This is a genomic window from Psychrobacter sp. T6-6 (genome assembly GCF_052258185.1).
GTDB lineage: Bacteria > Pseudomonadota > Gammaproteobacteria > Pseudomonadales > Moraxellaceae > Psychrobacter.
Map to the genome: position 1 here is coordinate 26,581 of NZ_JBQQEX010000003.1, position 23,589 is coordinate 50,169.

Sequence of the window (23,589 nt, forward strand, 5' to 3'; positions counted from 1 at the left end):
AATTCGAGAAAACCCGAATATCCATTATCAGCCCGTTCTGCCTACGGGTACCAGCTTATATTCCGCATTGGAGGTGTAAGTTGCCCGTCTACTTAAAAGGACAAGCTATGTCGATGATTTCCTCGCAAACACACCTGGCCACGCCAGATGATTTTTCTGATAATTGCGGTTTTGGTCTGATTGCTCATATTGAAGGTCAAGCCAGCCATGACTTGGTAAAAACCGCCATTCATAGTTTAAGTTGTATGACACACCGCGGCGGCGTAGCAGCTGATGGTAGAACTGGTGATGGTTGTGGCCTGCTATTAGCAACGCCTACCGACTTTTTTAAACAGATTGCCCATGAGCAGCAATTTGCAATCACAGATAATTTTGCTGTTGGTATGGTGTTCGTCAATTTGGACGATGATAAAGCCAAACATAGCCAGCAAGTGCTAAGCGATGAGATTAAAGCCCAAGGATTAGAAGTAGCTGGCTGGCGCGATGTGCCACTTGATTTGAGCATCGTCGGTGATATTGGCCGTGAAACGTTGCCAGACTTTAAGCAAGTATTCGTCAACGCGCCAGATGATTTGGCTGCGGATGACTTTAATCGTAAGCTGTTTGTCGCACGCAAAAAAGCAGAGCAGCGCTTGGCTGACGACGAGCTGTTTTATGTCTGTTCATTGAGTTGCCAGACAATTATCTATAAAGGTCTGGTGATGCCTTCAGATCTACCAGCATTCTTTTTAGATTTACAAGATGAGCGCCTGGCGTCACATATCGTTGTGTTCCATCAGCGTTTCTCCACCAATACATTGCCGCGCTGGCCATTGGCACAGCCATTCCGTTACCTTGCCCATAATGGCGAATTGAACACCATCACAGGTAACCGCAACTGGTCTAAAGCACGTACGCCAAAACTCAAATCAGATAAACTGCCTAACTTGAATGAGCTGACACCACTTGTAAATAGTACAGGCTCTGACTCATCAAGCTTAGACAATATGCTTGAAGTGCTAATGTCTGGTGGTATGAATCTGTTCCATGCAATGTCGATTTTGGTGCCACCTGCATGGCAGAATGTCGATAGTATGGACATGGACTTACGCGCGTTTTATGAGTTTTACTCGCAGCATATGGAAGCGTGGGATGGTCCAGCAGGACTCGTGATTCAAGATGGTCGTTATGCCGTTTGTATGCTTGATAGAAACGGTCTACGTCCGTCACGTTGGGTAACTACCAAAAATGGCTATATCACTGTTGCCTCAGAGGTTGGCGTTTGGGATTATGAGCCAACGGACGTATTGGCAAAAGGCCGTGTTGGGCCTGGTCAGATGCTAGTAATCGATACGCTAACAGGTCAAGTGATGGATACCACAGCCATTGCAAACTTACTGAAAAACGCACATCCGTACCGTAGGTGGTTACGTGAAGAGGCGACGCGTGTTCGTGATGATGAGCGCTTAGAAGAAACTTTGGCCACGCAATCGTGCCGCGGTGACAAGTTAAAAGCCTTACAGAAGATGTACCACATCACCAATGAAGAGCGTACAGAAATCATTCGCCCCAATGCCGAAAACGGTCAGGAACCAGTTGGCTCGATGGGTGATGACACGCCAATGGCAGTGTTGTCACAGCAAATTCGCCATGTCGGTGATTTTTTCCGTCAGCAGTTTGCTCAGGTAACCAACCCACCAATCGATCCACTCCGTGAATCTATTGTGATGTCATTGCAGACATGCTTAGGTGCTGAGACTAACGTATTTGCACCATCAGCGAGAGACGCGCACCGTATTATCTTGTCGTCACCAGTTTTGTCAGCCAGCAAGATGCAGCAGCTTGAAAAACTGGATGATCCAGCGTTTAAGATGGCCCGTATTGATCTAAACTATGACCGTACTCTGGAGCTATCTGATGCTATCGTCGCTATTTGTGAGGAAGTGGCAGATAACATCCGCTCAGGTCATACGTTGATTGTCTTATCTGATAGAGATATCGATGCAGACAAAGTACCGGCCAACGCTATTATGGTTACTGGCGCCGTACACCATTACCTTATCGCTCAGGGTATTCGTACCGATGCCAACTTAGTGATTGAGACAGGTCTTGCTCGTGACTCGCATCAAATAGCAGTATTGATTGGCTTTGGTGCAACCTGTGTGTATCCATACCTAGCATATGATGTCATTGATGACTTGGTTGCTACTGGTGAGCTGCTTGGTGATCCGATCCAAGCACGCGTCAATTTCCGTAAAGGCCTGGATAAAGGCTTACTAAAAATCCTTTCGAAAATGGGTATCTCTACCATTGTCTCTTATCGCGGGGCACAGCTGTTTGAAGCAGTTGGTCTATCAGAAGAAGTGGTAAATCTATGCTTTAAAGGCGTACAAAGCCGTATCAAAGGCGCTACCTTTGCAGATCTTGCTGCTGACCAAGCGCAACTGGCTGCCAATGCATTTAAGCGCCGTGCACCACTAGATCAGGGTGGCTTGCTCAAGTTTGTCTTTAACAAAGAGTACCATGCTTTTAACCCTGATGTGATCAACAGCCTACATACAGCAGTACGTACAGGTGATTATGAGAACTATCAGAATTATGCCAATCTGGTCAATAGCCGTCCGGTTGCGACGTTACGTGATTTGTTGCAACTCAAAACTGACAACAGTATTGATGTCAATGATGTAGAGGATATCTCTGAGATTTTAACCCGTTTTGATTCAGCTGGTATGTCGTTAGGCGCGCTATCTCCTGAAGCGCACGAGTCAATCGCGATGGCTATGAATACCATCGGTGGGCGCTCAAACTCTGGTGAAGGCGGCGAAGATCCTGCGCGTTACGGTACGCTGCGCAACTCAAAAATCAAGCAAGTTGCCTCTGGTCGTTTTGGCGTGACGCCTGCCTATCTACGCTCAGCTGAGGTGATGCAGATTAAAGTTGCTCAAGGCGCTAAGCCAGGTGAAGGTGGACAGCTGCCTGGTGGTAAAGTAAACGCGCTGATTGCACGTTTACGTTATTCGGTGCCAGGAGTGACACTGATCTCACCGCCGCCGCATCACGATATTTACTCTATCGAAGACTTGGCGCAGTTGATTTTTGATTTAAAACAAGTCAATCCAGACGCATTAGTATCAGTTAAATTGGTGTCGCGTCCAGGTGTGGGAACAATCGCAACGGGCGTTGCAAAAGCCTATGCCGATCTGATTACTATCTCAGGTTATGATGGTGGTACAGCAGCGTCTCCGCTATCGTCTATCCACCATGCAGGCTCACCATGGGAGCTGGGTCTGGCTGAGACTCATCAGTCTCTACGAGTGAATGGATTACGTGATAAGGTACGTGTTCAGACTGATGGTGGCTTAAAAACAGGACTGGATGTCGTCAAGGCCGCTATTCTTGGTGCAGAAAGCTTTGGTTTTGGTACCACGCCGATGATTGCGGTTGGTTGTAAATACCTACGTATCTGTCATTTGAACAACTGCCCAACAGGCGTAGCTACCCAAAAAGCCAAACTGCGTGATGAGCATTTCATTGGCGAAGCAGAAATGCTGATTAACTTCTTTAAGTTTGTGGCGACCGAAACACGCGAATGGTTAGCAGCGCTAGGGGTTCGTAGTATGGAAGAGCTGGTCGGTCGTACTGACTTGCTCGATATTTTAGAAGGCAATACTGAAAAGCAGCGCCATCTTGATTTGACCCCATTGCTATTTAGTCATCCAGCTAGTGTGGGCAAAGCCCAGACGTGTCAAGTGGAGCGTAACGAGCCATTTGATAAAGGGTTACTTGCTGAACAGATGATTAGCGATATGATTGTGAATATTCGCCAAGGTTCAGGCGGTGATTACAACTATTTCGTTGGTAACTGTGACCGCTCTATCGGTGCTCGTATCTCTGGTGAGATTGCACAAGTATGGGGCAACCTTGGCATGAGTGATATGCCGATCAAGCTTCGTCTTACTGGTACAGCAGGTCAGAGCTTGGGTGTATGGAATGCGGGCGGTCTGAATATTGAGCTTGAAGGCGATGCCAATGACTATGTCGGTAAAGGTATGGCAGGCGGTGAGATTGTTATTTACCCGCCAAAAAATTCGAACTTTACAGCACAAGAAACCGCCATCATTGGTAATACCTGCCTATACGGGGCAACAGGCGGTAAGCTATATGCTGCTGGTACAGCAGGTGAGCGTTTTGGGGTACGTAACTCAGGTACGCATGCTGTCATCGAAGGCACAGGTGATCATTGCTGTGAATACATGACAGGCGGTATCGTGACTATCCTTGGACGTACTGGCCTCAACTTTGGTGCTGGTATGACCGGTGGTTTTGCTTATGTACTCGATATGGAAGGAGATTTCTTTGATCGCTGTAACCATGAGCTGATCGATCTCAACCGTATCTCAAGCGAGCAAACCGAAGAGCATCGTATTCACTTGCAACAAGTGATTGAGACTCACGTAGAAAAAACAGGTAGCGCATGGGGCCAGACCATACTAGATGACTTTGAACATTACGTTCGTAAGTTCTATTTGGTGAAGCCAAAAGCGGCAAATATCGCAAGCCTCCTCAAAACCACTATGGCAGATCCTCAGTAGTCGATCTGTAATGCTTACTCAGTAACGATCATTTGCTATTTATGACTTTATGATCGCTACTTGGTAGGCATAGAGTATCGATAGTTTTGATTAGGTTAGCCAGCGTTCCGTTTTTAGAGACGTTTAACTCACAGGTTTTTAGCAGGTAAGCGACCACAGTACATCATAAGTCTCAGTGTTAACCCAAATAGGGTAGCAGATAAATGAGACATTGCTGATGGTCGCCGCTCACTATAAAAGAACCTTAGATAAAAGAGATAGCACCATGGCAAAACGCTTAGAAAATAATTTTCAGTTTTTAGATGTACCTCGTTTTGATCCCACCAAAAAAGACATTGCCACACGTTCAACAGAGTTTGTCGAAATTTATAAACCGTTCGAAAACGAAGCCGTTGCACAGCAGTCGCATCGTTGCCTTGAATGTGGTAACCCTTACTGTGAGTGGAAATGTCCAGTCCATAACTATATCCCTAACTGGCTAAAACTGGCCACCGAAGGACAGATCTTTCAAGCAGCTGAACTCTGCCACCGTACCAATACGTTGCCTGAAGTTTGTGGTCGTGTTTGCCCTCAAGATCGTTTGTGTGAGGGCGCTTGTACGCTGAATGATGGCTTTGGTGCCGTGACTATCGGCAATGTAGAAAAATACATTAACGATACTGCGTTTGCATTGGGCTGGCGTCCAGATATGTCTGAAGTCGTTTGGACAGACAAAAAAGTCGCGGTCATTGGTGCAGGACCAGCGGGTCTTGGCTGTGCAGATATTTTGGTCAGAAATGGCGTCAAACCTGTCGTCTTTGATAAGCGTCCTGAGATTGGTGGTTTGCTGACTTTTGGTATTCCTGAGTTTAAAATGGAAAAAGACGTCATGCGCAATCGCCGTGTGATCTTTGAAGACATGGGTATGGAGTTCCGCTTAGAGACTGAGATCGGCACTGACGTCACTATTGACGAGCTATTGGCTGAGTATGACGCGGTCTTTATGGGTATGGGAACATACACGTATATGCGCGGCGGCTTTGCAGGTGAAGAGCTGACAGGCGTTTATGATGCGCTAGATTACTTGATTGCCAATGTAAACCGTTGCAATGACTGGGAAAAAGATGCCGAAGAGTATATCGACTTCAAGGGCAAAAGAGTGGTGGTACTAGGCGGCGGCGATACAGCGATGGACTGTAACCGTACCAGTATTCGCCAAGGTGCTGAACAAGTGGTCTGTGCCTATCGCCGTGATGAAGAAAATATGCCTGGCTCACGCCGCGAAGTAGTCAATGCACGTGAAGAAGGCGTTGAGTTTTTATTCAACCGTCAGCCTACCGAAATCATTGGCTTAAATGGTAAGGTTAATGGGGTTAAGGTCGTGACGACTCACTTAGGTGAGCCAGATAACCGCGGTCGTAGGCGTCCTGAGCCCATTCCTAACTCTGAAGAGATTATCCCATGTGATGCGGTCATTATGGCATTCGGCTTTAGACCCAGTCCTGCTGATTGGTTTGAAGGTTATGAGGTTGAAATGGATCTCAATGGTCTTGTACTGGCTCTTGAAGAGCAGCCTTACAAGTTCCAAACCAAAAATCCAAAGATCTTTGCTGGGGGCGATATGGTTCGCGGTTCTGATTTGGTCGTCACGGCGATTTGGGAAGGTCGTCAGGCAGCGGAAGGTATCCTAGACTTTTTGGAAGTGTAGTTATATTTACCTAAGCTTAGCCACTTATGGCTTTGGTTCATAATTGAACGTTTTTTGTCTTTAATAGGCAAAAGGCGTTTTTTTTGATTAATGCTTTGTAAATGGAGGTTCAACTGCTAGCATGTTTGTGAGCAATCTATGTGCTGTATGATCTGTTTTAATAGTCATCTATCTCGCTTATCAACTAAAAAGAGTAGCCTTGCGTGAAACCAACCCTTTACCAGCGTATTACTGCTCCATTTACTGAACCTTATGTTCGATATCAGCATGCAGATGTTTTGCACGCTATTCGTTTGGGTGCGGCCGTAATACTGGCTTTTTTGGTCAACAAACTCACTGGTTTGCCACATGGAGAGTGGACGACCATTACGGTTTTTATCATTCTTGGTTTGTTGCAGTATCAAGGTGCGATCTATACTAAGGCAAAAGAGCGCATATTAGGTACGCTATTCGGTATTGCTGCTGCCCTTGGCGTACTATGGTTCAATCAAAATGCAGGCGCATGGCTATGGGTAGACTATGCGCTCATCGGTCTACTAAGCGGTATCATTGGCTATCTAGCTGTCAGAAAGCTTGGATATACAGGACTGCTGACGGGTATTACCATGCTGATGATTGTCTCTGACTTGGGCAATAACAGTATTGGTCAAGATGGTATTTACCGTGCTCTAAATATTTTGTTGGGTACAGGTGTTGCCGTTGCGGTTACGCTTATTTTGCCACTGAAATCGACTTTGATGTGGCGGTTCTTGCTGAGCAGCAATCTCGACGCCTGTAGCAGTCTCTACGCGGGCGTAGGTCATCATATTGATGCAGCAGATGGGGTAGTGGATGATTCTGTCCAAAAGGTAAACCCAGTAGCTTTTCCTGTAGAGGAGGTGCCTGTCGATCGAGCACTAGTCAACGCGTTGCAGCAAATCAATAAACGCCTGCTAGCCGTACGCCCTCATATCGCCGCAACAGCAAGTGAGTCAGGGATTGAAAAAGAGACGCTAGAGACGATTCAGCGCACGCATCGTAATATCATTGGTACGATTGATTTATTGTTGAGTGCTGCACCGCGCTTGGCGAATATCGAGATAGATGAAGAAAACCATGTGCTATTGATACATTATCAGCATGAGTTGACGCAAGCTATGCAGCATATCGCAGCGGTGCTACGTAGCCCGAGCGACGAAGTGTTTCGTCCTATTACTCGCATTGCTGTATCGGAGTACCCAAGCGTGCAGCACTTGGCGTTTGAATGGCAGGGATATTTTTGGTTGACGCAGACTTTGCAGACGCAGCTGCAGCAGTTGAGTGATTTGCTACAGACCTGTAAGCCTCACTGGTTTGCAGCGTCAGGTTTGGGTTATCAGCGCCGTGAGCAGCGCCGGATGAAAGAGCAGGGCGGTGAGACAGATTTGCACTTATAACGCACAAAAAAACGCTGACCATTTAGGATCAGCGTTTTGCTCTTAAAGATTTACTTTATTTCTAAAACTCTAAATCGTTACTAAGCTATGGCTATTAACGACCAGTTTTTAGTTTATCCCAGTACTGCTGATATACCTGCAACGCTTCGTCGCCTACATCTTCTTGGAACTCAGCTTGTGCAAGGACTTCTTTAGAAGGATAAATTGTCGGGTTGTTCTGAACACTGTCGTCCATCAGCTCACGCGCAGCCATGTTTGGTGAGGCATAACCGATCTCTTCACTAACGATCTTAGCGTTTTCAGGACGCAGCAGATAATCGATAAATTTGTGTGCTGCATCAACTTGTTTGGCGTTTTTTGGAATAACAAAGTTATCCATCCACAATATCGCGCCTTCACTTGGGTATTTATAAACCAAGCTGGTCAGACCCTCGTCATTTGCCATGACAGCCTCGCCATTCCAAGTCATACCAAGCGACGTTTCACCCTCAATATAGGGCATACGTGTTGCATCAGAGTTAAAGGTCTTGACATTTGGCATCAAGTCAGTCAGCTTATCATAAGCCGCTTCGATCTCGTCAGGGTTGCTACTGTTACCCGAGTAGCCAAGCGTCAGCAAAGCCATACCAAACACTTCACGTACATCGTTGGTCAGCATCACCTGACCTTTGTACTTAGGATCCCATAAGTCATTCCAGCTATTTACAGTCGCAGGATCGACACTATCACCATTTATCGCAAGACCGGTGCTACCCCACATATAAGGGATAGAGTACTTATTTTCAGGATCGACTTTGGTGTTAGTAAATGACGTATCGAGGTTTTTAAAGTTGCTTAATTTAGACTTATCTAGCTCTTGCAACAGTCCTTCTTTCGCCATTTTTTCGACATAATACGTTGAGGGTATTGCCAGATCGTATTGACTAGAGTCATCAAGCAGTTTGAGTTTGGCGTACATCGCTTCATTAGAGTCAAACGTGGTGTAATTGACCGAGATGCCAGTCTCTTCTTCAAATCCATCCAAAATCTCTTGCGGCATATACTCTGACCAGTTGTACAAGTTGAGCGTCTCATTGCTCGCCGCAGCGCTACCATCTGCAGCGTTATCAGAACTGCTACAACTGGCCAGTGCCAAACCAATCGCTGCTGCTAGCAGTGCCTTTGGTACGATACGTCCGATAGGGGTTGGGTTGTCTGGGTGAAACGATGATAAATGAGTCAAAATAGCTCTCCTAAATAAAGACAATACAAAGTAAAAAGAAAATGAAAATAGCAAAACGATAGATGAATAGCGTCACCAATAACCCTATTATGGTTATTATTCCATGCGATTTAAAGGGCAATTACCAAGACAGTGCGGAGTCATACTAATAAAAACAGTGAATATTGCTCATCGAATAGACTTATACATTAAGTGTAGAGGTAACGCGTGCTAAGCAGGTTTTTTAGGTCATTGCCAATGATAAGCTGAGTGATGATAGTATATAACCATACTACAATGGGTATAGGAAGCAGTATAAAGACCAGCATAGTCTCACAGCCGAACCTATAGAACATTGAACACACCACAATAGTAAAGGATGCAATACGATGTCTGAACACACCTCTGTTATACCAGCGCTACTCACCAATAAGGTTGCAATTGTCACTGGCGCTAGTCGCGGGCTTGGTGCACAGATTGCCCAGCAAATGGCAGCAGCAGGCGCCATTGTCTGTGTCAACTATCTAAGCAGCGTAGACGCCGCCAATACGGTAGTTGCTGATATCGTAGGGGCGGGCGGACAGGCCTTTGCTTATCAGGCAGATGTTACTGAGCTTGAGCAAGTACAAGCAATGGCTGCTGAGGTCGTCAGCCGTTATGGTCATATCGATATATTGGTCAACAATGCCTTACCGTATTACAAGTTTGACCCAAGTGCTGAATACACCAGTATTGAAACCGTCAAGTGGTCGCATTTCTCGCAGCAGATGGATGGTATTGTCAAAGGCGCAGTCAATACAACACAAGCCGTATTGCCACAGATGAAAACACAGCAGATGGGTAAAATTATCAATATCTCAACCAACCTTGTCTACAACCCTGTCGTCACTTATTACGACTATACTACGGCAAAATCTGCACTGATTGGCTTGACGCGTAATTTAGCAAGCGAGCTTGGGCAATATGGTATTCGTGTGAACTTACTGGCAGGCGGGTTATTAAAGACAACCGATGCGAGTAGCTTGACGACTGAAGACGTGTTCGATTATATCGCGATCACCACGCCGCTGCGTCAAGCAACTTCGGTAGCTGACTTTGCCAACTCCGTATTACTTATGGCATCTGATTTGAGTATGGCTATTACTGGACAATCAATTGCTGTTGATGGCGGTCTGACTATGCCTTAGATTGTATGATTAATGCGAGTCAAAGTAGCCAAATCAATAAGCGCGATGCTTGTATTTGGCTACGGTTTATTTAGCTACGGGCACCGCATAAAATGGCTCTAATATTGCTTGTATACCATACTCTTCGATTGTCCCCGTGACGAAATCAGCACGCTCTATCAGATCAGGTTGTGCATCGCCCATCGCCACGGCGAATCCAACCAAATCAAACATCTCAAGGTCATTAAACCCATCACCAAACGCCATGCAGTCGCTTGCCTCTACGCCATAATATGCACATACATCTTTTATTCCGCGGGCTTTAGAGGCATCCGCGGGTAAGATATCTGCGCCAATTTGATGCCAGTGAACCAGCTTTAGGTCGTACTGTGCAAAGTCAATATTCTGCATCTTTTCTTGCTGGTTATTAAAAAATACAGAACACTGATAGATGGTGTTTGATTGATAGTACTCAGGGTCAACGATAGAATTGGGCGTTATCGCATTGAACTGACGTAATCGATCGTTTTCACCCGACCATGCGATATGAGTGGCGGAGTCAAACTTATGAATGAGCTGGCTCTGCTCACAAAGACGCACGATTTTTTCCGCTTGCCCATCCGTCAATGGATAGTGGCTGATTCGGCCGTTTTTATCGAAGCTATATTGTCCATTCATACAAATAATAGCGTCCAATACGCCGACATCAAGCAGACCCAGAATATCTTCGGGCAGTATAGCTTTGGAGCGACCAGTCGAAATCACCAATTTAATATCAGTGTCTGCTAGCTGTTCAAGGGTGGTTTTATTGTGTGCAGCAATGATACCGCCACGACTCAAAGTATCATCAATATCAAAAAATATGATTTTGGGCGCTGGGGTCTTAGTGGTTATATTTTCTTTGGCAATTTTATCTTCGATAAACATGATGATCCTATTATTTTTGGTCGTTTAGATACTCATGATTTAAATACTACTACAACAGCGCTAAAGAGATAAATACTCATAGCGTAACCTGTGATGTTGTAAAGTCATCTGACAATCAAGTGCTCGATGCTATCGTGTTAAGGTTGACTGACGTTTGTCCAAAAATGTAACAAAACCCCCAACGATATCGGTCACTGAATAGCGTAGTTTTACTAATAGGGCAGTTTAACTAGTAGGTTAGTACCAAACCACCGCCAACAGTTAGCAATATACTAATCATGGTACGTCGCTAACGCATCAGCTATTTAAAGGAATAAATATGAACGTTTCTACTATTATTAATATTTCTACTATAAAGTCACTCACCACAAAAACGCTTATGGTTTGTACAACGTTAGCCTTATCTACGCATGTCTTTGCGATGGATGTTACATTTGACGATGCTATTTGGAATGGTAAAACAATACCTGAAGGGCAGCAATGTTTGAACTACGATGGCAAAAGTCCAGCCACACCCAGTATGACTGTCTCAAATATTCCAACAGGTGCAGAGAGCTTGGTGTTCGTTTATAACGACGTCAGCAATAAGCGTATGCAAAGTGGTGGACATGGTATCGTAGAGTTTGCGCTACCAGAAGGCGCAATGAATGCCAAAGTACCACGTGTGTTCGGGCATACTTATGAAGTGCCAGTCGGTATTGAGATGATAGCAGAGTATCGTAGCCGTAAGGGCGATATTCGCGGTGCCTACAAACCACCTTGCTCAGGTGGCAAAAACCACCTCTATACGGTGGATGTGCAGGCATGGCAAGGTGATACGGTACTCGCTGAGACAACCGTTGAGATGGGTCGCTATTGATATATAGATAATCTAAAATTAAATACAAAGAGTTTTTTATACAGCGTTTATAAGCGGGTTTTTAATCAATGCAATCTAGCTGTATGTGTTAAATATATGACAGTAAATGGTGGAAAAATTGATTAAAATTAGTAAACAGATACTAAAACGTCATCAACTCAACAAGAAAAACCCAGCTAGTGCTATTTTGGGATTGAATTAGTGTTATAAAGAAATATGGATTAAACTTTTAACTGATTAGAATAATGCTATCGCCCTAGTAATGCCAAGAGTTGTAGTGTTATTTTACTATGACGAATATTGGTATGGTATCGTGTTAAAATGTTTAAGCTATAATTTCAAAATCATCAAAAGCTAAAAATTTTTATTGATTGTATTTAACTTCAAAATGTATCTTAATTTAGATTATCATTTTTATAAATGAGGTATTTTATGTCTTCTATTATAAGCCATGTTCCAGAAAACAAAAAAAGAAATGGCGAACATATCCTTATCAACATGACATACATCGCCAGAAATGTCGATCTAGACTCAGGTATCGAGTTGACTCGTGCACTTGAGTATTGGAGGAGGTATTTTGAAGAAAACGGTATCGTTTCAGCGTTGGTTATTAGTGAAGGCTATTTTGTCCAAAGTTTTCAAGGAACAAGGCCTGCCATCAGCACTGCCTTACACAAGATATTCGATGAGCATTCAACCATCTTTCCTAATATTATCAACATAGAGGAAATAGAATCACGTCAATGGGACGGTTTTTTGATCAAACATTTAACGTCAAGTAATGAGGATGAGTTGTATGCCTTAAAAAGCTTCTCAGCAGGCTCTGACTATAACCCTTATCTCATGAGAAGTAGCCAGATTGAAAACTTTTTGCACGAAATTTTTGCAGACCAAAAAACTTTATGATGACATAACCACCTAACGATCAAAAGAGGGTTGGGAAGGAGAGTTGATAAGTTATTCTCGCTACAGATCTCCTAAAGAAGGGTATTGTAAGTGCTGTTCTTAGAGTTTAATAAGCTAAAATTGAATAAAAATACAAGCTGGATTTTCGATAATTAATAACTTAAGGTTATCAATTAACAGTCATATAACAAAAAAACTAAGAGGCTATTGATTAGGGTGATTCTTAAATAGTATCTTAAGTTAAATGGATTTTTTAATTAGATATCTTATGCACAGATTTATTGAATTCTAATTCAGAAGAGAGAAGGGAATGATTTCAGACGAGAGAAATAAAAATGGTGCTCACATTCTCACCAGCTTGACGTATATTGGTAAAAACCGCGAAAAAGACAATGGTGTCAAAATGGCTCGTACGTTTGAGATAGCAAGACGAAACAACGAGCAAAGCGGTATAACTTCAGCACTTGCCATCAATGATAACTATATTATTCAAAATATTGAAGGTTCAAGACTTGATGTCAACGAGCTGATAACCAGAATCATCACAGAACGTCCGCATTTATCAATTCATGTAGTAGAAATTAAAGAAGTGGAAGTACGTAAATGGGATGGTTTTTTGATTAGATATTTAACGTCAGGTCCTGAATACGAAGTGCATACCCTCAAACATTTTTCGGCAGGAACTGATTTCAATCCCTATCTTATGTCAAAGGATCGCATCATAAGCTTTATGGATGCGCTTTTTACAGATAAGCAGCTTAGTGAAATTTAAACTGAGTGTATGTGTTCGTTAAAATGGTATTTTGCCACTTTAGTTTTAATAGCTTCTAGTGTCAGTAGCTCATAGCTTTGACATTCAATATGGTTAGCTACTTTTCTCTAGTTATACAAATTCTTGTTCGTGATAGTGCAAACCTTTAATAGTACAAAAAAGCCGCCTATATCATATAGGCGGCTTTTTAATGTGTGGTAACTGGGCTTGGTTAAACTTGAGAGACTAAAACTACCCAACCTCAACGCTCGTCACATTCTGAAATCCTCTTGGCAGCTGTCCACCCCGGTTGCCGCGACTACCTGTATAGTTAGCCAAATCATTCGGCTTTAGTGTCACATGGCGTTTACCAGCGGTGATGACAAGGCTATTTTGTTGACTCAGTGGCGTGATGGCGAGTACCTCTTCGCCATCTTTTAACTTGATCAGCTTATTTCCTTTACCGCGAGCCTGTTCAGGCAAATCATCGAGGGCAAATATCAGTAAATATCCGGCATTGGTTACCACAGCGACATGATCAGGACTTATATCTAGCTTGGTGGTCTCGTCATCAGTACTATCCGCCATTTTTACTGGTGCATCGATACGAGCAACAGACAGCAGACGGCTATCAGCAGCTAGATTAATGACATTTTTACCTGCCTTTTGATTGCTGTCTAAATTACCAAGAGTGTTGATAAAACCATAGCCCTGCGAGCTGGCAAGAATGATGCGTTGATCGTCAGCACCCGTCAATAGCTGCTCAAAGCTGGCACCTGCTGGCGGCTTCAATACACTGGTTAGTGGATCACCTTGACCGCGCGCTGAGGCGAGGTTGTGCGCATCGACACTGTAGCTGCGTCCAGTACTGTCAAGTACGTAGATTTTTTCATTAGATTTACCGCGCACATGGGCTTGATAGCTGTCACCTGAACGATAGCTCATACCAGCGGCGTCTACGTCATGACCTTTGGCAGCACGAATCCAGCCTGCTTTTGATAAGATGGCAGTAATAGGCTCACTCGGCACCAGGTCAGACTCTTTTAAGGCTTGTGCTTCTTCACGTTCTGCTAATGGTGATACGCGCTCGTTGCCATGCTCTTTCATATCGGCAGTCAGCTCATCAATCATCAGATTGGTCAGACTGTCTGGATTATCCAAGTACTCTTGAATAGTGGCACGCTCGGCAGCCAATTCATCTTGCTCGCGGCGCAGCTCAATTTCCTCTAGCTTTGCTAATTGACGCAGACGAATATCCAAGATTGCATTGGCTTGAATATCAGTTAAGTCATAGTCCTGCATCAGTGTCGCTTTTGGATCGTCTTCTTCACGAATGATGCGAATGACTTCGTCGATATTAAGATATGCAATCAGCAAACCTGCCAGAATGTGCAAGCGCTTATCGATTTTATCAAGACGATACTGCAAACGGCGAGTGACTACTGAACGGCGACAGATGAGCCATTCTTCTAACACTTCTTTTAGGTTTTTGACCTGCGGTTTACCATTGAGGCCAATCATATTCATATTGACGCGGTAATTGCTCTCTAGGTCTGTACTGGCAAACAAGTGACTCATGACACGCTCGACATCGACCCGCGTCGAGCGTAGTTCCAATACGATACGGCAAGCATTCTCGTGATCCGACTCATCATGAATATCGGTGATCCAAGGCAGTTTTTTGTCCGTCATAAGCTTAGCTATTTGCTCTTGGATTTTGTTGCCTGAGACTTGGTAGGGCAGCGCATCAATGATGACGAGATTCTTTTCTTTGCTATCGATATGGAACGTGGCACGCATTTTATAGCTGCCACGACCAGTCTCGTACATCGCCTGCAAGTCTTTTTTGCTAGTGATGATCTCAGCTGGGGTTGGCAGATCAGGTGCTGGTATCGATTGCGTAATCTGCTTGACGGACAGCTCAGGATTTTTCAATAAACGAATCGCTGCGCGCACCACTTCATTGAGATTATGTGGCGGGATATCCGTTGCCATACCGACTGCAATACCTGTCGTACCGTTCAATAGTATATTAGGCAAGCGAGCGGGTAGGGTAGTTGGCTCTTGCATGGTGCCGTCAAAGTTATCTTGCCAGTCGACCGTGCCTTGACCGAGTTCTGCAAGCAAGGTATTGGCATAAGCTGACATTTTTGCTTCGGTATAACGCATAGCCGCAAAGGATTTAGGATCATCTGGGCTACCCCAGTTGCCTTGACCTGTGATGAGCGGATAGCGATAGCTGAACGGCTGTGCCATCAGTACCATGGCCTCATAACAAGCGCTATCCCCATGCGGATGGTACTTACCCAGTACATCACCGACAGTACGTGCTGATTTTTTTGCTTTAGCAGAGGACTTTAGGCCAAGCTCGCTCATAGCGTAGACGATGCGGCGCTGAACAGGTTTTAGACCGTCGGCGATATTGGGTAGTGCCCGATCCATGATGACGTACATGGCGTAGTTGAGATACGCCTGCTCAGTGAATTCTGCAACTGAGCGAGTATCCATCGGTTCATTAGCAATGGGTGGAGCAATCGTATTATCAATAACATCAGACATAAAATAGATTTCGCTTATAGATTTTTAATTAGTATGGTTTATATAGTGATGCATAGCGTGAATAGGCGTCGCAGTGTCTACTGGGTTCGGCGCAACATCCACTTAAAATTAAGATAGTGCTATCGTAAAGGATATTGAGCCAATTAAAAAGGCGTATGTCAGAATATACGACAGCTCGTGACGTGCTTATGACTTACCTTTATAGACTTCCAGTATAGTGTTTTGACACGTAGCTTTCGCCCGTTAAGTTGAGTATAGTAAATCTAATATTTTTTTAAGTTATTAATAAATATCTCATTATATTGGCTATAAAAATTTATTAGCTGGCAAGTTTATACTATCGACAAGGACACGTCGCCATTGACCTATTTACAATAAGGAAAATCTGCTATGTCATCTGACCATTTATCATCAATACCAATACGTAACGCTGCGAAAAACACGACCAGGCATATAGTCAAAAGCTCACCTAAGAACTTACCTAAAAGCACATTCTTAACAGTCACTATTGCCACTATCGCCAGTTTAGGACTTGTAGCCTGCAGCTCATCGCAGAGAGACAGCTCCGTGTCAACTGTGACCAGTAGCTCCGTCGGTCAGGACACAGTCGTGGTATCAGAGTCTATGATGATTGCGCCAAACAAGATGAGTGTAACCAATGCCTCACAGATGATGATACGTGCTGCGCCTCAGTTGGGTATTCGTCCTTTGCCTAGTATAGCAATACAGCCAAAAACAAGAGACAACTATCAAGAAAACACCGCCAACCCTGTGCACCGTACGACCGATATGGCAGTATCGACACTGTCTATTGATACAGATACAGGCAGCTATGCCAACGTGCGCCGCTACCTAAACGAAGGTCAGCTTCCTCCAGTTGATGCTGTACGGGTAGAGGAGTTGATTAACTATTTCAATTATCAATTTGATGATGCTAAGCGCATCGGCAACGCGCCATTTGTTGTGGCAACTGAAGTTGTTGAGTCGCCATGGGATAGCGCCGACCAGAACAATAGAATAGTCAAGATCGGTATCAAAGCCGTTGAAAAAAATGGGTCTTATAAGACTGACACGCAGTCTATGCCACCTGCCAACCTCGTATTCTTAGTCGATGTCTCAGGCTCTATGTCATCGCGTGACAAATTGCCACTAGCGCAATCCTCGCTCAAGCTGCTGACAGAGCAGATGCGTGCTCAAGACAGCATTAGTATTGTGACGTATTCAGGCAGTACTAATGTGGCATTGTCTGCGACTACGGGTGACCAAAAAGCAAAAATACTTGCTGCAATTGATAGCTTGAATGCGGCAGGGTCAACCAACGGCGAAGACGCTCTAAAGCTGGCTTATAGACAAGCTGAACAAGCAATGAAAAAGATTGGTATCAACCGTATTATCATGCTGACCGATGGCGATTTTAATGTTGGTATTAGTGATGTCGATGACATGCTAGATGTGGTCAAAGCCAATCGTGACCGTGGCATCTCGTTATCTACTGTCGGCTTTGGTCGCGGTAATCTAAACGACTATATGATGGAGCAAATGGCAGATAACGGCAATGGCAATTATAGCTATATCGATAGCTTAACAGAAGCTAAAAAGGTCTTTGGTGATGAGCTAGCAGCGACATTCAATACCGTTGCCAAAGACGTCAAAGTACAAGTAGAGTTCAACCCTAATGTGGTAAGTGAGTGGCGCTTGATCGGTTACGAAAATCGTGTGCTTGATGAGCAAGACTTTAACAATGACAAAGTCGATGCAGGTGAGCTGGGCGCTGGCAAAGCGGTCATTGCGCTTTTTGAAGTGACACCAACAGGACAAAAAGGCTTATATAGTGATAGGCGTTATGGGACGAGTAATGATAAAGAGATGAATGCCAGTATCAACAAAGGTAAAAGAACCAATGAGCTTGGTTATCTAAAGATACGTTATAAGGATCCTACAGGCAGCCGCTCAAAACTGATTAACCAGCCGATTGTGAACGCTGCTCAGGTACTTACCAAAGCCAGTATGGATACCCAATTTGCGATAGCCGTGGCAGGGTTTGGTCAGCGTTTAAACCAGAGCGATTATATAAACAATTGGCAATATGATGATACTGCCAAGCTCGTGCAGAACACCATCGACGCTAGAGCAAGTAGCGACAAAGATGGTATTCGTCGCAACTTTTTGACATTGACTGAGCTGGCCGGTGCGCTTGAGAGTACCCGATAACAGGCCTGTACCATGCCAAAAGTATTACTAAAAGTAAAAAACACACCATGCTCAATTTGTAGGGTAGGATTGGTTGCTAACTATGTAAATGATTGATATTTATGTCAATAGTAGCAGTCAAGCCAGTTTGAGAACTCGTGTAGCAATCTTTTATATTGAGTAGTCTGTACAAAGTGTGTATGTTAATGAACAAAGGGCTACTTACCACTATATTGTCCGCTTATCATCGTATGATTATATCTTAGTCTCGCTGACCATTATGATGGCAAGCTTGTGCTCTGATTTTTCGCATAGGTATCATATTGCGATTTGCATGAGTGGACGGTAATGTTTATTACTAGGAGAGAAAAGATTATGGAAAATCAAGGTAACATGACTCGTCGTGACGACAAAGTATGGGTAAAAACGTATGAAAAGCTAGGCATTCAGTATGATATCGATATGCCACCAGCCAATACGTCTCTCATCGATATCATTGAGCAAAACTTCATCAACTATGCTGGAAAGACAGCATTTGTCTGTATGGATGTAAAGCTGTCTTACGAAGAGTTGGATCTCTATAGTAAACAAGTCGCCGCCTATCTACAGTCACTAGGATTGCAAAAAGGCGATAAAGTTGCGGTGATGATGCCCAACATTTTACAGCTGCCTGTTGCTGTACTGGGCGTGCTGCGTGCTGGTATGACGTTGGTCAACGTCAATCCACTCTACACGACTAAAGAGCTGTCGCATCAGTTAACAGATTCAGATACCAAAGCTCTGATCTTACTTGAGAACTTTGCCAAAACTTATGAAGACATCGGTCAGGATTTAGTTGACCATGTTGTTGTGGCTTCAATGGGCGATATGATGAGTCCGCTCAAAGGATTTATTGTTAATGCTGTTGTACGTCATGTCAAAAAAATGGTACCTGACTATCATATCAAAGGCAGTGTTAAGTTCAAAAAAGCAATGAACCGCTTTTCTGCTGCAAACTATAAGCGTCCCAATAACATCGGTCTCGATGATGTCGCTGTACTGCAGTATACTGGTGGTACTACTGGTGTCGCCAAAGGCGCGATGCTAACGCATGGTAACTTGGTGGCCAACCTGATTCAGAGCGATACGTATCTAGGTGATGCTTTTGAGAAGTTTGAGAAGGGTAACGAGCAGCCGGTTATTATGACTGCTCTACCGCTATATCATATTTTCTCGTTTACCGTTTGTGGTATGTATGGCTTATATCGTGGTTGTATTGGTCTACTCGTACCAAACCCGCGTGATCTACCAAGCTTGATCAAAGCATACAAAGATTATCCGCCAGCGTTTTTCCCAGCAGTAAATACATTGTTTACCGCGCTTGCTAACAACGAAGAGTTTCAGTCGTTAAACCATAGTAAGCTTGAGATGTCTATGGGCGGCGGTATGGCAGTACTAAAAGACACTGCGACCAAGTGGGAACAAGTAACGGGTAACGTCATCGTTCAGGGTTATGGTCTGTCAGAGACTTCGCCAGTGGCGTCAGCAAACCCACATGGTACAGGCGAGTTTTCAGGCAACATCGGTCTGCCGATGCCTGCCACTGATATGGCAATCTTGGATGAAGAAGGCAATGAAGTTGCTCTAGGTGAGCGCGGTGAGATTAGTATCCGTGGTCCTCAGGTAATGAAAGGCTACTGGAAACGCGAAGATGCGACTGCTGAGGTTATGACCTCGGATGGTTTCTTCCGTACTGGTGATATTGGGGTTATGGATGAGGAAGGCTACTTTAAGATTGTCGATCGCAAAAAAGACATGATTTTGGTGTCTGGCTTTAACGTCTATCCAAACGAAGTAGAAGATGCAATGTCGATACATCCAAAAATTTTGGAGTGTGGTGTTATCGGTATTGATGATGAGAAGAGTGGTGAGGTGCCAAAGATTTATGTGGTACGTAGTGACGATAGCCTAACAGCGGATGAAGTCATCGCTTACGGTAAAGAAAACCTAACTGGCTACAAACGTCCTCGCCATGTTGAGTTTATCGATGAGCTACCAAAATCTAACGTCGGTAAAATCCTACGTAAAGACCTACGTGCGCTCGAAGAGAAAAACAACGGCTAGGCTACCAATCCTCAGTGTCAGACAACTATTTTATGAGTACAGTCATTAATAACGTTTACTTATAAAATACTAGAATGATCAATGCCGTTATAATCAAAATGATAAGGTTGCTCTATGCTGCCTTATCATTTTTTGTATTCGTAATCTTTGTGAACATTCCCGCTCAAGTGGTATAGATAGAGAATTTGTGGCAAAACTGCTATAGTGCCCACCGATATATTTTTGTATTTATTTACAACAGAGTATTAATTTTACTTAGTATGATTTGCAAAACGACTATGATCATTATGACTTTGCCCTACCGAGGCTTAATATCATTTATTATGCGCTAAGTGATGTTTTTCGGTCTACAAAGCTTACGCATGATACCGCTTGTGAACGGTAAATAGCTTGAGGCTAACTGCTGTTTATTTACGAGCGTATTATCATAAACCAAATATAAAAAATGGTGTTTTTATATAGAATATTCTATGTCTTCAACGGTAACATTTAGGGAAAATTATGACGGATAACATCAATAAAGAGACGACAGGCAACAACGCTGAGACCAATGGCACAGGCAATACATCTGAATATACTTATCAGGATAATGCATTTCCTACTATGCCTACCATCGCCAGTGACAGTCCGTGGCTGAGCGCGTATGAGCGCTATAGCATCGATGCGACCATCGATATGCCAGAGGACAACACCTCTTTACTTGATGTATTCGAGCGTAACTTTAGCCGTTATGGGCAAAAAACAGCCTATATCTGCATGGGCGCGTCTATTAGTTTTAAGCAGTTAGATCTATATAGCCGCCAGATTGCCAGTTATTTGCAGTCGTTAGGTCTGGTCAAGGGCGATAAAGTTGGGGTCATGATGCCCAATATCTTGCAGTATCCAGTCGTGGCTTTGGGCGTTATTCGCGCCGGTATGATACTGGTCAATGTAAACCCGCTGTACACCAGTCGCGAGCTGTCGCATCAGTTGCATGACAGCGGTGCCAAAGCATTGTTTATCGTTGAAAATTTTGCAAAAACCTACCAAGACGCAGAAGACAAAGGTCAAGTTGAGCATGTCGTCGTCTGTAAAGTTGGTGACATGCTGGGCACAGTAAAAGGGACCGTGGTCAATCTTGTGGCTCGCCATATCAAAAAAATGATTCCTCCTTATAGCATTCCAAATAGCGTAAGTTTTAAGCACGCATTAGGCGCGGTATCTGCCAGTAAGTATGAGCGTCCTGAGTTGAACTTAGATGATGTGGCGTTGCTACAGTATACTGGTGGTACGACAGGTGTGGCTAAAGGTGCGATGTTGTCACATGGCAACCTAGTCGCCAATATGCTACAGGTCAGCGCATTGATGAATAGCGCATTTGATGATGATGTGGATGGCAGAGATGTGATCTTGACGGCGCTACCGCTATACCATGTATTCTCCTTTATGGTGTGCGGCATATGCAGCATGTACCAAGGTTATGCTGGTCTGCTCATTCCTAACCCGCGCGATCTTGATGGTCTTATCAAAGAGATGGGGAAATACAAACCGTCTTTTATCCCAGCCGTAAATACACTGTTCAATGGCTTAGTACATAAAGAGAGTTTTGCTGGCTTAGATTTTTCTAATCTAAAAGCCTCTATCGGCGGAGGTATGTCTGTATTGCCGAGCGTCGCCAAAGAGTGGCACAAAATCACTGGTCTGCCGATTGTTGAAGGCTATGGTTTGTCTGAGACCTCACCAGTCGTCGCTTTCAATCCGATGACTATTGCAGAGTTTACGGGAAAGATCGGTATCCCTGCGCCTAGTACTGATGTTGTGCTAATCGATGAAGAAGAAAATGTAGTGGCTATGGGGGATCGCGGTGAGATCTGTGTCAAAGGTCCACAGGTCATGATTGGCTATCAGAACCGTCCGCAAGAGACGGCCGAATCATTCACTGCTAATGGCTACTTAAAGACAGGTGACATCGGTATCATGGACGAAAAAGGTTTTATCAAAATCGTCGATCGCAAAAAAGACATGATTTTGGTATCTGGCTTTAATGTCTATCCAAATGAGATCGAAGAAGCCATGAGCGAGCACCCAGCTGTGGTCGAGTGCGGTGCTATCGGTGTGCCAAATGATGAACGCGGCGAAGAGCCAAAGCTGTTCGTGGTCAAAAAAGGTGAGGTCACCGAAAAAGAGCTGCTCGATTACGGCAAAAAACAGCTGACTGGTTACAAGCGTCCACGTCACATACAGTTCGTTGATGAATTACCAAAGTCGAACGTTGGCAAAATCCTACGTAAAGAATTGCGTAAGATGGAAGGCTTAGAATAGCTCTCAACGTCGATTATCCCCTAATGAATGGCGCGATAGCTGGTGTGAATCTTGCTATTGCGCTGCTACCACGTTAGGATATCTTAAGATTTTAGTCAGACAAGCACCTATTAATTGGTTCATTAGCCATCGACAGTGCGCTTTTATGACACTGCTTTTACAACATCGTACTAGGAATTTTTATGCGTATTGACAATCGTGAACTTGACCAACTTCGCTCTATCAGCTTTGAGCGCCACTATACTAAGCATGCTGAAGGGTCCGTACTGGTCAGTTTTGGCGATACCAAAGTACTCTGTACGGCTAGTGTCGAATCTGGCGTGCCGCGCTGGCTCAAAGGTAAAGGCAAAGGCTGGATTACGGCTGAATACGGCATGCTGCCACGTGCGACCAACACCCGTAATCAGCGTGAAGCGGCCCGTGGTAAGCAATCAGGTCGTACCCAAGAGATTCAGCGTTTGATAGGTCGTAGCTTACGTGCCATGATTGATCTAAGTAAGCTCGGTGAAAACACCATTTATCTTGATTGTGATGTATTACAGGCAGATGGTGGTACTCGTACAGCCAGTATCACTGGTGCGGCAATTGCACTGATTGATGCGTTAGAAACCATCCAAAAGAGCAAAAAACTTAAAGCAGATCCACTCATCGGATTGGTCGCTGCGGTTTCTGTCGGTATGAAAGACGGCGAAGCTTATCTGGATTTGAACTACGAAGAAGACTCTAGTTGTGACACTGATTTGAACGTGGTTATGACTCAAAAAGGCGAGTTTATTGAGCTGCAAGGAACTGCTGAAGAAAAGCCGTTCACTCGTGCACAAGCAGACGCTATGCTATCAATGGCAGAAAAAGGCATCGCTGAATTGATTAAGATGCAACAGACAGCGCTTGGCTGGTAGTCCAGTTATCATATAGTACGCTGTCTTTATCTTTGGTTTCAATAACTGCCTGTT

General features: G+C 44.2%; 14 protein-coding genes. 11 read left to right on the forward strand and 3 right to left on the reverse strand.

Annotated elements, in window-relative coordinates:
* Positions 1–107 precede the first annotated feature (107 nt).
* The 3 genes from gltB to ACTXGL_RS06035 all read left to right on the forward strand — a co-directional run bounded on the left by gltB (position 108) and on the right by ACTXGL_RS06035 (position 7,673).
* Positions 108–4,571: a glutamate synthase large subunit gene (gene gltB, locus ACTXGL_RS06025; protein WP_443525580.1), complete on the forward strand. Its 4,464-nt coding sequence runs from the start codon at positions 108–110 to the stop codon at positions 4,569–4,571.
* Between the two features lie 265 nt (positions 4,572–4,836).
* Positions 4,837–6,258: an FAD-dependent oxidoreductase gene (locus ACTXGL_RS06030; RefSeq protein WP_319050978.1), complete on the forward strand. Its 1,422-nt coding sequence runs from the start codon at positions 4,837–4,839 to the stop codon at positions 6,256–6,258.
* Between the two features lie 203 nt (positions 6,259–6,461).
* Positions 6,462–7,673, forward strand: a complete 1,212-nt coding sequence (locus tag ACTXGL_RS06035) for an FUSC family protein (protein ID WP_443525581.1) — start codon at positions 6,462–6,464, stop codon at positions 7,671–7,673.
* 94 nt (positions 7,674–7,767) lie between these two features.
* Here ACTXGL_RS06035 and ACTXGL_RS06040 read toward each other — a convergent pair whose 3' ends face one another.
* Positions 7,768–8,895, reverse strand: coding sequence for an ABC transporter substrate-binding protein (locus ACTXGL_RS06040; protein WP_443525582.1), 1,128 nt, complete (start codon positions 8,893–8,895; stop codon positions 7,768–7,770).
* A 368-nt stretch (positions 8,896–9,263) separates the two neighbouring features.
* On the opposite strand from ACTXGL_RS06040, the gene ACTXGL_RS06045 reads away from it, so the two are divergent.
* Entirely contained in the window at positions 9,264–10,061 is a 798-nt protein-coding gene (locus ACTXGL_RS06045; protein ID WP_443525583.1) for a 3-oxoacyl-ACP reductase, read from the forward strand.
* Positions 10,062–10,127: 66 nt separating this feature from the next.
* Here ACTXGL_RS06045 and ACTXGL_RS06050 read toward each other — a convergent pair whose 3' ends face one another.
* Entirely contained in the window at positions 10,128–10,967 is an 840-nt protein-coding gene (locus tag ACTXGL_RS06050; protein ID WP_443525584.1) for an HAD family hydrolase, read from the reverse strand.
* A 319-nt stretch (positions 10,968–11,286) separates the two neighbouring features.
* Between ACTXGL_RS06050 and ACTXGL_RS06055 the strand changes: the two genes are divergently transcribed.
* The 3 genes from ACTXGL_RS06055 (at position 11,287) to ACTXGL_RS06065 (ending at position 13,504) form a co-directional block, all read left to right on the forward strand.
* Complete coding sequence (locus ACTXGL_RS06055; protein WP_443525586.1) at positions 11,287–11,826, forward strand: hypothetical protein; 540 nt, start codon at positions 11,287–11,289, stop codon at positions 11,824–11,826.
* Positions 11,827–12,258: 432 nt separating this feature from the next.
* Complete coding sequence (locus tag ACTXGL_RS06060) at positions 12,259–12,732, forward strand: BLUF domain-containing protein (RefSeq protein WP_319050971.1); 474 nt, start codon at positions 12,259–12,261, stop codon at positions 12,730–12,732.
* A 310-nt stretch (positions 12,733–13,042) separates the two neighbouring features.
* Positions 13,043–13,504 carry a BLUF domain-containing protein gene (locus ACTXGL_RS06065; RefSeq protein ID WP_443525587.1) on the forward strand — a complete coding sequence of 154 codons (462 nt, stop codon included), beginning with the start codon at positions 13,043–13,045 and terminating at the stop codon, positions 13,502–13,504.
* Positions 13,505–13,735: 231 nt separating this feature from the next.
* Here the strand turns inward: ACTXGL_RS06065 and parC are convergent, their stop codons facing one another.
* On the reverse strand, positions 13,736–16,042 hold the full coding sequence (gene parC, locus ACTXGL_RS06070) for a DNA topoisomerase IV subunit A (protein WP_443525588.1): 2,307 nt from the start codon (positions 16,040–16,042) through the stop codon (positions 13,736–13,738).
* A gap of 567 nt (positions 16,043–16,609) precedes the next feature.
* On the opposite strand from parC, the gene ACTXGL_RS06075 reads away from it, so the two are divergent.
* The 4 genes from ACTXGL_RS06075 (at position 16,610) to rph (ending at position 23,535) form a co-directional block, all read left to right on the forward strand.
* Positions 16,610–18,253 (forward strand): vWA domain-containing protein, encoded by a 1,644-nt coding sequence (locus ACTXGL_RS06075; RefSeq protein ID WP_443525590.1) that lies wholly within the window; start codon positions 16,610–16,612, stop codon positions 18,251–18,253.
* Between the two features lie 354 nt (positions 18,254–18,607).
* A complete protein-coding gene (locus tag ACTXGL_RS06080; protein ID WP_443525592.1) occupies positions 18,608–20,335 on the forward strand; it encodes an AMP-binding protein in 1,728 nt (575 codons plus the stop codon).
* Between the two features lie 501 nt (positions 20,336–20,836).
* Positions 20,837–22,636, forward strand: coding sequence for an AMP-binding protein (locus ACTXGL_RS06085; RefSeq protein WP_443525593.1), 1,800 nt, complete (start codon positions 20,837–20,839; stop codon positions 22,634–22,636).
* A gap of 182 nt (positions 22,637–22,818) precedes the next feature.
* A complete protein-coding gene (gene rph, locus ACTXGL_RS06090; RefSeq protein ID WP_194364566.1) occupies positions 22,819–23,535 on the forward strand; it encodes a ribonuclease PH in 717 nt (238 codons plus the stop codon).
* Positions 23,536–23,589 lie beyond the last annotated feature (54 nt).